The sequence below is a fragment of the Polystyrenella longa genome, assembly GCF_007750395.1.
Taxonomy (GTDB): domain Bacteria; phylum Planctomycetota; class Planctomycetia; order Planctomycetales; family Planctomycetaceae; genus Polystyrenella; species Polystyrenella longa.
Genome location: NZ_CP036281.1, coordinates 1,896,858 through 1,913,020 on the forward strand (window position 1 = coordinate 1,896,858; position 16,163 = coordinate 1,913,020).

General features: G+C 50.6%; 11 protein-coding genes. 2 read left to right on the forward strand and 9 right to left on the reverse strand.

Annotated elements, in window-relative coordinates:
- Positions 1–16: 16 nt before the first annotated feature.
- From infC to Pla110_RS07125, 3 genes are all read right to left on the reverse strand, one after another.
- Positions 17–505: a translation initiation factor IF-3 gene (gene infC, locus Pla110_RS07115; RefSeq protein WP_144994635.1), complete on the reverse strand. Its 489-nt coding sequence runs from the start codon at positions 503–505 to the stop codon at positions 17–19.
- A 521-nt stretch (positions 506–1,026) separates the two neighbouring features.
- Complete coding sequence (gene fliM, locus Pla110_RS07120; protein WP_144994637.1) at positions 1,027–2,097, reverse strand: flagellar motor switch protein FliM; 1,071 nt, start codon at positions 2,095–2,097, stop codon at positions 1,027–1,029.
- Positions 2,098–2,294: 197 nt separating this feature from the next.
- A complete protein-coding gene (locus tag Pla110_RS07125; protein WP_144994639.1) occupies positions 2,295–3,569 on the reverse strand; it encodes a glutamate-5-semialdehyde dehydrogenase in 1,275 nt (424 codons plus the stop codon).
- Positions 3,570–4,161: 592 nt separating this feature from the next.
- Here Pla110_RS07125 and Pla110_RS07130 point away from each other — a divergent pair.
- Both Pla110_RS07130 and Pla110_RS07135 read left to right on the forward strand, forming a co-directional pair.
- Positions 4,162–6,228 carry a sigma 54-interacting transcriptional regulator gene (locus Pla110_RS07130; RefSeq protein ID WP_144994641.1) on the forward strand — a complete coding sequence of 689 codons (2,067 nt, stop codon included), beginning with the start codon at positions 4,162–4,164 and terminating at the stop codon, positions 6,226–6,228.
- Positions 6,229–7,122: 894 nt separating this feature from the next.
- Entirely contained in the window at positions 7,123–7,404 is a 282-nt protein-coding gene (locus Pla110_RS07135) for a hypothetical protein (RefSeq protein WP_231742940.1), read from the forward strand.
- Positions 7,405–7,669: 265 nt separating this feature from the next.
- Here the strand turns inward: Pla110_RS07135 and Pla110_RS07140 are convergent, their stop codons facing one another.
- From Pla110_RS07140 to Pla110_RS07165, 6 genes are all read right to left on the reverse strand, one after another.
- Positions 7,670–8,938: a PQQ-binding-like beta-propeller repeat protein gene (locus Pla110_RS07140; RefSeq protein WP_144994643.1), complete on the reverse strand. Its 1,269-nt coding sequence runs from the start codon at positions 8,936–8,938 to the stop codon at positions 7,670–7,672.
- 223 nt (positions 8,939–9,161) lie between these two features.
- Positions 9,162–9,638 (reverse strand): transcription elongation factor GreA, encoded by a 477-nt coding sequence (gene greA, locus Pla110_RS07145; RefSeq protein WP_144994645.1) that lies wholly within the window; start codon positions 9,636–9,638, stop codon positions 9,162–9,164.
- 472 nt (positions 9,639–10,110) lie between these two features.
- Entirely contained in the window at positions 10,111–11,268 is a 1,158-nt protein-coding gene (locus Pla110_RS07150) for a Gfo/Idh/MocA family protein (protein WP_144994647.1), read from the reverse strand.
- An 81-nt stretch (positions 11,269–11,349) separates the two neighbouring features.
- A complete protein-coding gene (locus tag Pla110_RS07155; RefSeq protein ID WP_390620483.1) occupies positions 11,350–12,402 on the reverse strand; it encodes a TIM barrel protein in 1,053 nt (350 codons plus the stop codon).
- A gap of 464 nt (positions 12,403–12,866) precedes the next feature.
- Positions 12,867–14,096: a hypothetical protein gene (locus Pla110_RS07160; protein WP_144994651.1), complete on the reverse strand. Its 1,230-nt coding sequence runs from the start codon at positions 14,094–14,096 to the stop codon at positions 12,867–12,869.
- Between the two features lie 342 nt (positions 14,097–14,438).
- Complete coding sequence (locus tag Pla110_RS07165) at positions 14,439–16,151, reverse strand: CehA/McbA family metallohydrolase (RefSeq protein WP_144994653.1); 1,713 nt, start codon at positions 16,149–16,151, stop codon at positions 14,439–14,441.
- Between the last annotated feature and the right edge of the window lie 12 nt (positions 16,152–16,163).

Below are 16,163 nucleotides of genomic sequence, written 5' to 3' on the forward strand. Positions count from 1 at the left end.
TGGCGATGGTGTGAGCTTAACGAGGCGACACAACGGCGGACATGTTTCGGCCCCCCTCCATGCGTGGTGGAGCTTCGACTTTAGCGACATCGTCCAGCGACGCGATGATACTCAACAGGATTTCCCGGCCACGTTCATGGTGCGCGTTTTCGCGACCTTTGAACATGATGTTGATCTTCACCTTGTCTTTTTGCTTCAGGAACGTGCGTGCCTGTTTGACTTTGAAATCGATGTCATGGTCACCCGTTTTCGGGCGCAAGCGTATTTCTTTAAGCTGCGTTTGATGCTGCTTGGTGTTCTTAGCCAGCTTCTTCTTCTGCTCGTATTTGAATTTACCGTAATCCATGATTCGGCAAACGGGCGGACGCTCGTTGGGAGCTACCTCCACGACATCCAGTCCCGATTCGCCAGCAATGCGTAAAGCTTCCTGCGTCGGGATGACGCCCAGCATTTCTCCATTTTGGTCGACAACTCGAATCGGAGTGATTCGAATTTGATCATTCATACGTTGGGTGGTTTCGATTGTTAGACCTTCCTGAGAGTGTTTCAGTCATTTTTTAACGTTTGGAAATATCATCCCAAACGGGTTGGAGGAGGGATAAACTCATTTCAACACCGGGAAAGATTTATCCACTCCTTCATCAGCAGAGTTGATGCTCTTAAACCCAGAAATTTAAATGAGGGTTTCTTAATATGGACCTGAGTTAAGGGATCTGAATTTTCTCCCATCGATGGGGGGAAAGACAAACGATCATTTAAAACGGGAACAGATAGAGAGATCAATTCGAGCTATCGGCAGATTCAGACGGGAGATTGAACTGTCAGAAACGACGTCGCCGATGCATTATTGATTCTACTGAATGTCTTCAGTACGAATCAATGATCTAATTCAGCAAACTTGCCTGGAGTCTTTATTCGGCAATTTCCCTGAATTTTCCGAATTCTTTCTGCACTTCATAACCGTTCTTGAAGAAAACGTCAAGAATTGAGCAGTTTTAAGTGCGATTCTATTCAGAGGTCAGGGCATTATCGATGGGTTTTGACCGCTTCGGTGGGTCGCGAAAATTCTGGTTCCTGTTTCTCTTTCAGAATATCCCGGGCTCGAGAGATCGGTTTTCCGATTTGAACCGCCTTGTGGCCTTTCAAAGTTCCCGGCGTGCCACTGAAGAAGGGTTTCCCCTCGATCATTAGAGTCAAACCTTGGGAAACTTCCCGCTCAGTCATGATGACATCTCCGACCGAAAGTCCCATCAGGTCGTCGGCCGACAGCTTCACCTGGGTTAGTTCTGCGACCAGTTCGACTTTGGTCTTGGAAATATTGGTCTCGATATCGAGCTGTTCTTCCGGCGTGATTACGCGGGACTTATATGCCGACCACGAGTCCGAGCTCAGTTTGGGAGACAAGGGCTCAATTGTATTGAATGGGATACAAAAGTTCATAATCCCCCGCATCTCGCCCATCGTCAGTTCGAAACTGACTAGCACGATCACTTCGTTAGGGGGAACAATTTGGACTAGTTGTGGATTACTCTCAATCTGTGAGACTTTCAAATCGAGGTAGCAGAGGTTGATCCACGTGTTCTCGAGGGCCTTGATCGCTTGGTTCGTGATCCGGGAGACAAGTCGTAGTTCAATCTCCGTCAGTGCCCGGTTAGGAAAGTTCGTTTTGGCCTGACGTCCTCCACCCAGCATTCGATCGATGATAGGAAAAATGATCGACGGATTCAGGTCGAGAATCATGTGACCCTGCAAATAAGTCGATTCGAGCAGGTTGAAGCAGGTGGGGTTCTCCAGGCTGAATACGAATTCACTGTAGGTCAGCTGGTCGACGCTGATCAGTTTGCATTCGACAATGGTGCGCAGCATACCACTCAGGGCGGCGCCGAATTCACGGCTGAAACCTTCATGCAGGCCTTGAATTGCCCGCATTTGCTCTTTGCTGACACGCTCGGGTCGTTTGAAGTCATACAGGCTGATCTGCGAATGATGATCCGAGTGTGCCTGTCGAAATGCGGGCTTGGCCGGTCCACTCGATCCATCGGGATCCAGTGCGGCAAGGAGCGATTCGACTTCTGTTTGACTGAGAACTTCTGCCATCCGTGGCCTCCGTCCTGTGACGTCTTAATGGTTAATGTTTTTCAGCGGATGCTGGTAATATCGGGATTCAACCCGTACCGGGTCGAGGTCGCTTTGTGGACTCTTGAATAAAATACAATTTAAAAGTTGTCTAAATCGAATTTTCCGCAGTATTCCTCCGGCGTTTTTGATTTGCGACGATCTGTTTCGGGATATCGCTAACTTCTCGTTTGCCCCGATCCTTGAACGAGGTATTTGTAACTGGTCAGTTCTCTCAGCCCACAGGGGCCTCGGGCATGGAACTTATCGGTGCTGATGCCAATCTCGGCTCCAAACCCGAATTCTCCGCCGTCATTAAAACGCGTACTCGCATTAACCATGACCGCTGCAGAATCGACGTTCACTTGGAACTCCTCTGCTGCTGCCAACTGACTGGTGACGATCGCATCGGTATGGTGAGAACCATGCTCATTAATGTGCTCAACCGCAGCGGTAAGATCATCAACGACTTTGACAGAGAGAATCAAATCCAGGTATTCCGTGCGGAAATCTTCTTCTGTTGCGGGAACCGCTTTCTCAAGAATTTGGCATGTCCGACGGCAACCTCGAAGTTCCACTCCCAGATTAAGAAGGGCGGGGCCCGCTTGTTTGAGAAACCGCTCCGCGACTGCTTCATGAACCAGAAGAGTCTCAGCCGCATTGCAGACACCTGGACGATGTGTTTTGCTGTTGATGATGATGTTCTCTGCCATCTTGAGGTCAGCAGATTCATCGACATACACGTGACAGATACCATCAAAATGTTTGATGACGGGCATCGTGGCTTCATCAGTGACACGTTCGATCAGCGACCGACCTCCCCGAGGGATCGTGACGTCAATCAAGTCGTGCCGTTTCAGAAAATGGCCAACGGCGTCCCGGTCAGTCGTTTCTACAAGCTGCACCGCTTCTCGCGGTAAACCCTGTTTTTCCAGACTATCCGCGACAATTTTGTAAAAAGCCATGTTGCTGTGGAAGGCTTCTTTGCCCCCTCGAAGAATAACGGCGTTTCCACTTTTGACGCACAAGGCGGCCGCATCGATCGTCACATTTGGTCGCGATTCGTAGATGAAAAAGACGACACCCAAGGGAACACGGACTTGAGATACTCGGATTCCATTCGGTCGCAACTGGCTTTGGATTACTTCGCCGATGGGATCCGTTAATGTCGAGATCTGATGCAGACTTTCGACAATCCCAGCAAGACGTACTTCTGTCAGTCGCAGTCGATCAATGGCGGCGTTGTTCAATCCGTATTCAGGTGCTTTGTCGATATCGAGCTGATTGGCTTGCACTAGTTCAGCCTTACGCGAATCGATCGCGCTGGCTAGTTCGAGCAGCCATCCTGATTTCTGGTTCCCGGTCAGGGCGGTCAGTTTCCGCGAGGCGGACTTGGCTTTTCGGGCGACGTCCTGCGTGTAATCTGCCAACGCTTCCTGGTTGGGGGCGGTCATTTGTGTTGGATTCATTGTGGTCTTTGTATAGTCACCAGAAAGCCGCAAACACAACTTTGCGAACAAGTAATTCAGAGATGGGAGGATTGGCACTCTAGATACAGGCAGCCTGGTTTGTTCCGGCGCCTGCGACCTTTAGAGAGGCGGAAGATACCTTAGGTTCCTGCAAAAGTATCAGAAAACAAGCATTTTATGTCAATGCTACTCATAAAGTGGACCCGAAGGGGAGTCCTTCTAATGCAAGGGATTTCATGATTATCTTTCTCGACTTGGAAAATCAACGTGAACCATGAGTTCAAGGGATGCACTCATGAGGCATATTGTTTATAAATAGGGGATATCACAAAGATTACGGGCCAAATCGAATCCGTCAGAGTTTCTCCTCGATTTCTATTCCAGATTCGAAGCGAAAGAACCAATGACAGAGAATTTCACTGGCTGACCGCCAAAAATAGGCTAACTACGCGAGGACGATTGCGAATAATATTACGGAATCGTCGACCGACTGCCTCACATTACGGTCGTAGACCAGTTCGCAATTGTACACAAAAAGGGCCGGTCGACTCTCTCGAGAGTCTCAGGGTTTTCGATAATGTCCGATCCTGCTGAAGCGGAATTGAATCAGGATACCTCCATTCAAGAGGATGTCGCCTATCTCGTTGCTCGTACAGACGGGCAATGGCGGGACATCTACAAAATGAATCCTGCTCATGTGATGTCGATTGGACGCGCAAACACGAACAAGATTGTCGTCGATGACGAGGTCTGCAGCCGTCGGCATTGTGAAGTATTCCGTTCGGGCGACATTTGGTTCCTTCGCGATCTCGGCAGCCGTAACGGCACAATGATCAACGGCGTGAAAATTCAGGGTGACAAAGAGCTTAAGCCTGGCTCGCTCATTCAAATCGGTGGTTTCCGATTGGGATTTACCCTGGACGTTTCTGATTCGCTCCATCCCACTTTTGGTTTCCCCTATCTGGATGAACGACCCTCCGACGACACTTCCGACACGGTAGCCAACCTGAAGATCGAAACGGGGAGTCCTTCCGAATTCGGTCCGGAAATCTTGAAGAAACAGCGGGAATCTCGTTACAGAAATGCAGCGGCTTCCAGTAAGTTAATGCGCGATCGGGCCAGTCGTGAATTGGCCAGTCTCTACCGGTTGGCACTCAATATGGGAATGGCTCGTTCTGTTCAGGAAGTCTGCGCTCTTACCCTCAAGAACGCGATCGAGAACACCTCCGCCGATCAGGGAGCAATTCTCCTACTTCCCGAGCCCGTTCTGGAATCTCCGGAAGCGGACAAACTCTCCAAAGTCGTCAGTCGTTCCGAATCGAATTTTTCTTACCAGATGGTTTCTGAATATCTGGCCGGACTAGTGTTGAATGAACGCGAAGCCGTGCTCGGACGTGATATTGACGATGACAGCAAGCTTTCAACCCGCGACCACCTCGGTAAAATTCGGGCACAAAGCCTGATCTGTGCCGCTATTTGCAAAGAGCAATTCGTTTACGGACTGATTCACCTCTATTCGACTGATCCAGACAATGAGGTGACGGCAGACGACTTGGAATTTACGTTGGCCATCGCCGATCAAACGGGTGTCGTGCTCGATAAAATGCAGGAGCGGGATTCACTGGAAGTCGGGCTCGAACGGGCTCGAACGGAAAATATCTCCCTCAAAAAACAGCTGCAGATCGAAAATGAATTAGTTGGCAATAGCCGGAGTATGGAAGAACTTCGCAAAACGATCCTGCGAATCGGGCCGACCGATGCCACTGTACTCATTCGAGGTGAAAGTGGCGTTGGTAAAGAACTTGTTGCAGGGGCTGTTCACTCCTCCAGTGGTCGAACGCGGGCCCCTTACGTCTGCATGAACTGTGCGGCTCTGAGTGAAAGTCTTCTCGAAAGTGAACTCTTCGGTCATGAAAAAGGCTCTTTTACCGGGGCGACCTCCCAATCTACGGGAAAATTCGAACAAGCGAATATGGGGACTTTGTTCCTCGATGAAGTCGGCGAAATGAGTCAGTCAGTGCAGGCGAAATTCCTACGAGTTCTGGAAGGGCATCCCTTTGAGCGGGTTGGGGGACGGAAAGCGATCAAGGTTGATGTGCGGGTCGTCGCGGCGACCAACCGTGACTTGGAAGACGCTGTCAAGAATGGCACCTTCCGTCAGGACCTTTACTTCCGACTCCACGTGGTGGAATTACTCGTTCCGCCTTTGAGAGAACGTAAGTCAGATATTCCCATTTTGGCCCATCATTTTCTCAAGAAGAGCGCCACCCGCACGGGACGCGATGTAAGGCGGTTTTCACATCAGGCAATGGAATACTTTCTGGCCTACGAGTGGCCTGGAAACGTTCGCGAACTTCAAAATGTGGTCGAACGAACGGTTATCATGGCGTCGGGAGAAGAGATCAAGAAAGAGGATATTCATCTTTCATCGGTCAGCCCATTCACTACCAGCGTCGAGCCAGTCTTCTCGGAACCGGAAGATTACACCCCTGATTCTCTCGAAGACATCGAGCAGCGTCACATTCTGGCTACGTTAGAAGAGACGAATTGGAACAAATCTCACGCAGCCAGCATTCTGGGCGTCGAACGCTCTACACTTGATCGCAAGCTGAAGAAGTATGGTGTCAAGCGGCCAGGCAGCTAGAGCACGCCTGTCGTTCTTCTGGCACACTTTGCCTCGTCTCTTATGGGAGTTCTCCCTCTTGATGAATAGAGAGAGGCTCAAAGTACGGACATTGCCTACTGTGAAAAGATGTTCGAATTGCGAAGGCTCCGTCGATATCTTTTGCAGGGTGTAGGGGCAGGGGCTATTTCTGAGCTGGATGAAACATCAAGATATGAGTGAGTGTTGATGTGTGAAGTCGGTAGCACCGAACGCTTTGCGAGTTTGGAAATATCCTTGGTAGAAATCGCTTAATAACCGAAGTAAGTTAATTGTTATTGATGACAGTTGCCGAAATATGATAAAACTGGTGACGCAAGAAAGCAGTGCGATGAGGAATTTCTGACGATGGAGCAAATTTGAAAAAATTTGTTTGACATTCTAGTCGATCCTGACCAGAATCAGGCTGTTCGTTAACACGAATTTCAAGTCAGTCTGTCTCAGAATTTTCTCAGGAGCAAGGTCGGATTATTTTCTCACAAGTCAGGTTATCCTTTCGGCGACTCTACACTGTTCGCCTCATAAATTGCCTTACGACTTGTGAAAAGGGCCGAATCTAGCCGATCTGGTTAAATTTTAGACTAATTTGAACCCGCCTCTATGAACAAGGCACCCTCACTTCCTTTGGAGTGATCTGCTTTGTCCTACCATGCAGCTGGGCTGCATTGAAGCAGCCTTTCCCAGGACTTGATTGGAGATACTTCCACCTGATGCGGTCAGTTTTCGTACTGATCCACCAGTTAGGTATCGGTTCGGGTTCAGGGTGCGTTTACGGTTCGTACTTTTAAGTACAGACAGTTTAGAGTGCGGCTTTAAAGTTATAATGAATTCACATTGTCAATTTGGTTATAGATTTCGATCTGGAGACTTTTAGTAATGTCGGACTCTATCGGAGTTATGGACGAAGTAGAAGATTTCGATAACAATTCTCTCGAACTCGAGGAAGGTCTCGAATTCGAAGAAGATGTTCAAGAGATCGACTTTAATTCCTTGGGAATTGATCCCCTTATCCCCACGGAAGCGAAACCTGGCTCAGAAGAAAAAGTTCTGATGCTGGCAGCTCGTTACTCTGCTGGGCTTCCTCTCTGGCACAACTCGGATTGTTATGATCACGGTCCGGGCGGTGTTGACGACGAGGAACTCGAGGAAATGTATTAGGCGGACAACACGTACCGTCAATTCACTACGAGAATTAGTCGGTACTTTCGGGGCACGGATTGTTTCTGTCGAATTCTTTAATAGAAAACGCAGAGCTATCCTGATCGGAAGACCCTGAATCTCGACTGTGACAAAACAGCAGCGAACCTGGCATTACCTAGATCGTCAGGTTTCCTGCAGTAACACAAAACAATAAGGCCCTGAATCGATTGATTCACGGGCCTTTTGTTATGCGCTGTCTCGATCCCCTGACGGGTTGTTGTGGCTACTCATCGCTGTTGATGCGGTACAGGTTTTCTTCTCCTCGAATGATCAACGCTCCGTCCAGAGGAGCGAACGAAGCGAACACGCGCTCTTTCATTGGGTTCTGAGCCAGCTTTTTAAATTTGCGACCTTCTTCCAGAACAACACATAACCCGGTTTCATTCGCAATGTAAATCTTCCCCTCCGCGTATAGAGGTGAGGAAGAGTAGTTCCCCGGGATTCTCTTCTTCCAGTATTCCTTGCCGGTCACGGCATCCAAGCAGGTCGCGATACCATCGTCGCTGAACAGGTAGAGGTTCTCATCGACGATCAACGGCGACGGCGTGTGCGGGGCACCACGACGAATGCGGCCTGAAATGTGTGACTTAGTGACATCCCCTTCGCCCGTCGGATCAATTACCAGCAGTTCTGACTGTAAAAAGCTCGTCGCCATGTAAATATGGTTGTGAACATAGAGAGGGCGGGGAACGACAGAAAATCCTGGATGGTCGACTCGCCAGATTTCCCGTCCATCTTTGGGGGCGTAAGCGGCGGCAACATAAGCTCCGGGGCTGAAGATTTGCTTTTTGCCGTCCACTTCAATCAGGATCGGCGTGCAAAAAGCGAATTTCTGCATGTGATCGTGTGCAGGCCGGGACGTTTTCCAGCGGAGCTTGCCTGTGAAGCGGTCGAGAGCGACGACTTCTGCCGTTTCATTCCCATCGCAGTTGAAGACGATCAAATCATCAACCAATATGGGGGAGCCACCAGTGCCATGCTGGGGGTCGAAAGAATGTTCCCGATTCTGCCAGATTTCCGTCCCATCCATGGCGAGGCAGGCCGTTCCTTGCGGGCCAAAATGGACGTATAATCGTTCTCCGTCCGTCAGGGGCGTACCACTGGCATGACTGTTTTTGTTATGGATCTTGAAAGACTCTTCGTGTCCCTGACGAAAGACTTCGATATTCCAAATCTCTTTGCCGGTGTCAGCAGCGATACAAAGAGTTCGCAGTGATCGATCCCGACTCTGCTCATTGCCTGTCGGGACAGCGGCAGTCAGGTAGATTCGACCGTCCCAGATTATCGGGGAGGACCAGCCTTCTCCTGCCAGAGGGATTTTCCAAGCGACGTTGTTACTGTCGGACCATTTTTCAGGCAAATTGGTGGCTATGGAATGCCCGTTACCTTCCGGCCCCCGGAACTGGGGCCAGTTTTCTGCCGGTAAGGATTGCGCAAAAAAGGGAGCCGTCACGAACAGCAATACCCATGTCAAAAGTGGTAAGCGAGTCATTACGGCTCCTTGGTCGTAGTCAGGATGTCAATTTATGTTTGAGAATAAGGCGTTCGCGAAATTGCTCCTTCGAGTCACGGTGGCAAATCAATTCTAGGCAGTCAGCGGGGCTTGGTTCCAGTGCAAGAAGCATTTTAAGCCCGCGGAACCTGATTAAGCGGGGCGTTCCGGGGCCGGTTCTCGGCGTAATGGACAGACCGAGGAACCGGTTTCTCAATTCGATTTAGTCGTCGATTTGCGTAATTTCCATACGGAGTTTACCCATTGGTGCGTCGACCTCGACTTTATCTCCGACCTTCTTCTGAATCATTCCCTGGGCCAAAGGGCTACCCGTGAGGATCTTCATCGGGTCGGTGGAGTAATCTTCTTCACCGGGACCAACTAACTCATACTTTTCGATTTCGCCATCATCCAGGTTCTTAACCGTGACAATTGAACCGAAGTTGACCACTCCTTTTGCCATATCTTCTTTTTTAGCGATGTAGCAGTTGGAAAGACGAGATTTCAGGACGTTGATTTTAGCCTGCATCATCCCCTGAGCTTCGCGCTGGCCGTGGTACTCGGTGTTTTCTTTGAGGTCTCCCTCTGCCCGGGCTTCGGCAATTTTTTCGGCAATGAGCGGCATCTCGACGTCTTCCAAATGCCGGATCTCATTTTTGATTTTGTCGTATCCCTCGCGGGTGATGGGTTGTCTTTCCATTAGATTCTCCTGATTCAGTCTAGTCTCAAACTGCTCTATTAGAAATTATCCTGAAACCCACTGCTGGATCGATCTGAATCTGGCGTTACAGATTCAATATCCTCCCGCATTGTGTCCCAGGATGGGTTCTCAATGAACAGTTTTTATTCGTCTCTAAAATGACCAAAGCCGGCAGGTCACGAAGACCAGTACCGGCGTTGGATTCTTTATCTAGTTCGCAGAACATGACGGATGGATTACATCGCGTCTGAGAAACCTGCTTCATACTTTAATACATGGATGGTTGGATATTCTCATCAAAGGTTCAGCGATTCAAATGTCATTCCTACAGGTGTAACAGATCAACTTGCGGTTGGCAATTGTAGACCCCTCCTGAAACTTGGTTGTGGTTGTATTCGAAGCTGCAAATCAAGAGGTACATGAACCTGCAGAGGGTTTCAGGTCAGATTATGGTGATTCGATTCGTATCGAACTATTTAATCTCCACCCATTGGCCAGTTTTTGCACTTTCCAGCACGGCGTCGCAGATTTTCTGAGTTTCCAGTGCGGAGCGGAATGTCGGTTCTGTCCCGCTGCCACTGTCGAGGCCCGCAATGAAGTCAGCGATGGCATTCGTAAAGGTGTGTTCGTAACCAATTGTGCAACCCGGTACCCACCATTTATCCATGTAAGGATGTTCGAAGTTGGTCACGTTGATATCGCGCCAACCAGTGACGTGATCTTCCAGTTTATGGCCACTTGTCGGGTTCTTGTATTCGAAGTAACTGAGAAGATGAGGGTCTTCGAGATTAAAGGCCAGTGAACCATCTGCACCATTCAGTTCGAAGGTGTTGAAATTCTTACGGCCGCGTGCGTAGCGAGTCGATTCGAATGTACCCAGAGAACCGTTCGCGAATCTCGCCAGGAACATACAGGCGTCGTCGATGGTCACGGGGGTCATCTCGCCTGTTTCTGCATGCTCTCGTTCTTTGATGAAGGTTTCCGTAGCAGCCGTCACCGAAGTGATGGGGCCATTCAACCAGATGGCGGTGTCGATGCTATGAGCCAGCAGGTCCCCAGTTACTCCGCTACCGGCAACGGCAGCGTCGAGTCGCCACAAAGTCGCTCCCCCCTGGGGGACGTCTTCGGCGATGGTCCAGTCCTGTAGATAGGTCGCCCGATAGTGGAATGGACGTCCGACACGGCCTTCGTCGACAAGTTGTTTCGCCAGAGTAATCGCAGGAACGCGGCGGTAGTTGTACCAGACCATGTTGGCGACGCCCGCCTCTTCTACAGCGGCAGTCATCTCTTCCGCTTCTTTGACATTCATCGCCAGCGGTTTTTCGCAGATGACCATCTTGCCTGCTTTAGCGGCGGCCAGAGCAATCTCGTAGTGCGTGTTGTTTGGGGAACCAATATCGATCACGTCGATGTCATCCCGTTCCACCAGTTTTTTCCAGTCGGTCTCGTAGGATTCCCAACCCCAGTTGGCGGCGAATTCTTTGATCTTTTCTTCGTTCCGGGCACAACAGGCTTTGAGGACCGGTTCGTATCCGAGATCGAAGAATTTGCTCACTTGGCGATAGGCGTTGGAATGGGTTCGGCCCATGAAGCCGTAGCCAATCAGTCCGATGTTCAGTGGTTTTGTCATAACGGATATTCCTCTTCAGGCTGAAATCTTTAGATGTATGTGTGAATGGGGTTGTTCAGGTCAGGCGCCTATCCGGTCCAACTATTCAGTCCAACCGTGGGCATCGCGAACGGCGACCATTGAGGTAAGAATGCTGTTCCAGGTTTCTGGTTTCATCATCGTTTCGTTGGAGAACATACAACCGTCCCAGCAGATGTGCTTGAACTTCTTCGTTGGTTCACCATCTTTGCCACGGAGCCAGTAACCAGCCCGTTTCACGATATCGAGTTTGCCATTCGGATCGTCCGGGAGGCAATGACGACCTGTTTTGTCGTGTGAACCCGAACCAAAGACGGTTCCGTCATTCTGGGCGACATGGAAGTCGAGTGTCCAGGGACGCAGTGCGTCAGTCAGTTTGGTGTAGGCCTCGTCAAAGGCAGCTTCATCTTTGAAATCGAAGTCTGCAGGAACAAGACTATCTTCCGGAGCGTTGTAACCCATCAGGTACAGAAAAGTATGAGCCATGTCGGCCTGGAAGCCGAGTACGTTGGGTCGGTTCACCATCTCCAGAAGCTCAACCATTCGCTTCCAACTGTGCATACCGGCCCAACAGATTTCTCCTTCCGCAACGAGAACTTCCCCGTGGGCTTCGGCGATGTCGCATGCTTTGTTAAACGTGGCGGCGATTTTCTTCTGGTTCTCTTCCGGGTTTTCGATCCACGCGCCTGGTCCAACGGCAGAGTCGATGCGAATACCACCATAGGGGCGAATTCCGGCTTCGCGTAATTTCTGACCGATTTCGCAAGCCTTCTTAACCTGAGTGAGAAAGCTTTCCACTTCGGCATCACTGCCCATCGCTGACCCACCACCGGTTGGTTCCCAAACGGGAGCGACGAGAGAACCGAGTTTCAGGTTGCGAGCGGCTGCTTTTTCGGTCAGCGCTTTCAGATCGTCATCGGAGGAGTCAACATTCACATGGGGATCAAACAGAAAAACGTCGGTTCCGTCGAACTTGACTCCATCAACCTCTGCGGCGGCAGTCAGGTCGAGCATGGTGTCGAGATCAATGGGAGGTTCCGAATCGGGACCTTTGCCGACAACACCGGGCCAGGACGCATTGTGTAATTTCGGAAAGTTATGGGGATGGCTCATCAAGTCGATCCTTCCACGAGGGATTATTTGAAGATGTGAATATCAGTGTTATTAGGGAACAACGGTAGACTCGAAATAAACGAAAACTCTTGGATGCATCAATTAAGGATGACGGATTTCTTATCTTGAGTAAGAAAGACGATTTCTTTTTAACACCAAGAGACGAAGGCACAAGGAATTGAATAAGAGAACCAAGTGAATCTCAGCCTTACTACAAAAAACGCTACTCTCACTATGCGGTTATCGAGCGTCACCAGCTTATGAATTCCAGATGACCCTTCGTGACTTTGTGTCTTCGTGTTGTAAGAGAATCATGATTCTATGAAACTGCCAAGATCACTTCGGACAGTGGATATCTATCTCAGCACTATTTCGTATGTTTCGTAACTATCTTAGTTCCCGAATATCTTAACGAAAAAACAGCCCCGATTGCGAGCAACCGGGGCTGTCAGGTGTCGTCAGAAGAGTTACTTCTGTTTCGTGTGGTCACCGACGTTGGGAGCGTCGGGTTGGGCGTTCGGTCCGAAGTAACGGAGCGATACCAGCGGCTCGGAACCCGTGTTGGTTACCTTCACTCCGCCCTGGGCAGTCTTGGCAGTGACAAAGACTTCGTCTTCGGTCATCTGGCCGAAGCGAATCATGGCAGGTGTTTGTAAACGCAGCTTTCCAATGGAACCTTCACCCTGGACGGTGATCCAACCGTAAGCACCACCATCTTTAATGACACAGCTTGCGCCGGGGTCGACGGTCAATTCTTTGGCGGTGAAAAGTTGTTTTCCGTTCACTTTACCGTACACAATCCAGCGATCGACATACCCTTCGGCGGCGGTGTCCGCGACGGGAATGGGTTCCAGGTAGTTATTCGCTTTAAAGTTGGGATCGACGTTTTTCTCCCAGTCGAGTGCTTCGACAAGATACTCGTTATCGTCGTGTTTATCTTCAGGGAAGTCTTTTGTCAGCAGCGATCGAGGTACTTCGCGTCCTTCGACCAGCGACTGATACATGCCAAAGACATCGCTACCCCATTGAGGTTCGTAAGTCACCAGTGAGCCCGGTGCGTGCAGCACGCAAGGGGGGATCAACCAGCCAGTACCTGGTTTCAGGCGGTAGGCTTTGGAGAGATCGAGGATTCCATTGTCTCCATCGTTCCAGCGATCGAGGCAGTCAATGACGTCCTGCTTCGAGGTGCCGGGCTCCAATCCCATGAAGGTGTAGGGGAAGTTGTTGCCAATGGCATTCATCTGAGGTGGGAAGTAATACGATTCCGGTTTCCCTTCCTGGCCTACCAGCTTCGCCTGTTCTTCGTTCTGGTGCATGTGATGCGGAATGGGGCCCATGTTATCGAAGAACTTGGAGTAGACCGGCCATTTCTTGTACGTGTTCCAGATGTCGTCTCCTATCAGATCGGAACCGAGTTCAGCGACGGCGTCGCGGAGGGTGAACTTTTCGCCATTAAAGGTGACATAGCTCAGGCCTTCTTCAGGGGGAGCCCCTTCGTTGGCGGCAGGAGTCGTGGAAGCGAACCAGCGTTCATCGATCCCGCCACGGTGCATGCCCAAAGCGTAGTAGTCAGCGGGGTGCAGTTTGAGTCGTCGACCCGGTTGCAGGAAGGAACGCGGAACCCAGTTGGGAGCGAGACGCAGGATACCGTCTCCTTCAGAGAGTGCATCAGCAGCAAGTTTGGACACGTCGGCCATGGTAATTCCTCAAATGTTGTGATCGAGAGTTCATTCGCCGGCGGAATCTCGATTCCGGTGGGGCGTTGGAGAGCATCTGGATGGTGAAAGGATGATTTTGGGATCATCCTGTTGGAGAGATTGCTTCCCGATCGGATCAAACAAAACCAACATAATGCCGTGTGCCGCATTCCGGATCGGGGGGGGGCTATTTTGATCGTTTCGTCCCCAAATTTCAAAGTCTACTCCTCGATTTTGACGGAGAACTCTCGTTTTGCAGGGTGCTCAACCGGACGGACATGCAAATTCTGCCGGGTAGAGTCGCCTTTTGGGGGGCTTTTCGTCGAGTTTGAAAACCTTCGCCTATTCAGCTTCGCCTTCATATTTCTCCAATCGCTGTTCGAGAAGTGATCGGCTTTTCTCGAAATATTTGAGAACTTGCTCCCGTTGAGGGAATTCTCGAGCGGCCTGTTCCTCGTATTGCTCGGTGACTTTCCCGATCAACCATTTCAGGCTGGCGGGGGAGGCATAAGGAGCTTCGTCTACGACGACGTAGACTGGATTGGTGTGCAATTCAGTGTTTTCTCGTTCCGAAACACTTTTTCCCCAAGCTCGGAATGCGATCCAGGAAGTCTGTTCGACTGGCAGTTCGACATCCCAGTGGAATTGCCCTGTCCGTTCTGTACCAATTAGTCGTTTCGTCTGGACGACCTTGCCCTGATGAATCAGTTGCAGTTCCTCGACAGGAGAGAGGAGTGACATTCCTTTAACGCGGACGCGTACGGTGTTGGGAGTAGTTCCGCTCGTCGTGATCGCGACTTCTTCACCCGGACGTTTGCCATTCACAGAGAATTCGACCAGAGGGCCCGTAGTGAAAAAGGTCTTTCCTGCTCGAACTGAATCGTTCCACTCAGTGATCGAGGGAGAATTGTCACGGGTAGCTGTTGGAGTATCGATCCACGCATAGGTTCGACAATCGCCTAACGCGCGACAAAAGGGGTAATCGCTGGCGCCCAGTGCCGGAAAGCGGTAACCGGCATTCAATATATGGTACCAGCCTTCCAAACCGATACCACGATAAACGGCAAACTGGAGCAATTCGACTCCGTCGGTCGCTTCCTGGGCGAAATCAGCGTATATCTCCCGTTCGTACCCTCCATGAGCATGCACAGCCTGCCCGCCCAAGGCATGGGTTTCGTCGGCCACCATTCCAAACAGGGGCCAGTTGTTCGGGTCGGTTGTGGGGCCATCGGCATCGACCAAACGACGTGCACCGAGTAATAGAATGTGACCATACGTCTTGCAGCGGTATTCCTGTCCGGAAATGATCGAGTAGTCCTTGCGCGTGCGGATCGATTCCTCGCCCATGCCACGCATCTGCGGGGTGAGCTGCGTTGTCATGGTGGGCTGGTATTTATTGATGTCGCCAAAGCAGAGAATCTGCCCGTATTTAATGTCTTCCGCTTCAAGCAGGTCAAAAATGATGTCGTCCTGTTCATCTGTTTTTCGATCGAGGTGAATATGTGGGTCACCCGAGTACCAACCCCGCTGGGCCATATTCAGTTTACGCGAGAGCCGTATTTCTGCCTGATAGGTCTGGCCGGGCTGGATTTCCACTGTCAAAGCGGTTGGCTGGTATTCAAAACCTTTGCACACTTCGATACGAGTTTTTCCCGCTGGTAAAGAGATCGCTTCTGTACCACGACTGTAAAAGAACCATCCGTAATATCGAAAGGGGCCTTTCTCTTTGCGGTTACCCAGTCGATGCAAACTGTACGGTTTGAGAGTGGAATCGCTCGGTTCGTAGTATTGGTCATCCGCACCGATCACATTCACGCGGCAAAGCAGGGGTTCCCCCGTGCGGGAATCCAGCACCTGAAGCTTTAATGTTCCGGTGTTTTCCCCCTCTGCGATTTGGGGAAATGCGGGCTGGGGGCTGTCGGGCCGCTGGTGGATTTCTGCCTCGAAAGCCTCTTCGGGAGGGGCGACGTCCTCACTGAAGAGGCGAGAACCGATAAAAAGTGTCGAACCGATTAGCAGGATCAGCGTCCAGAGGTGAGGGGAGGGCTTGCGCATGACGTCAGATTC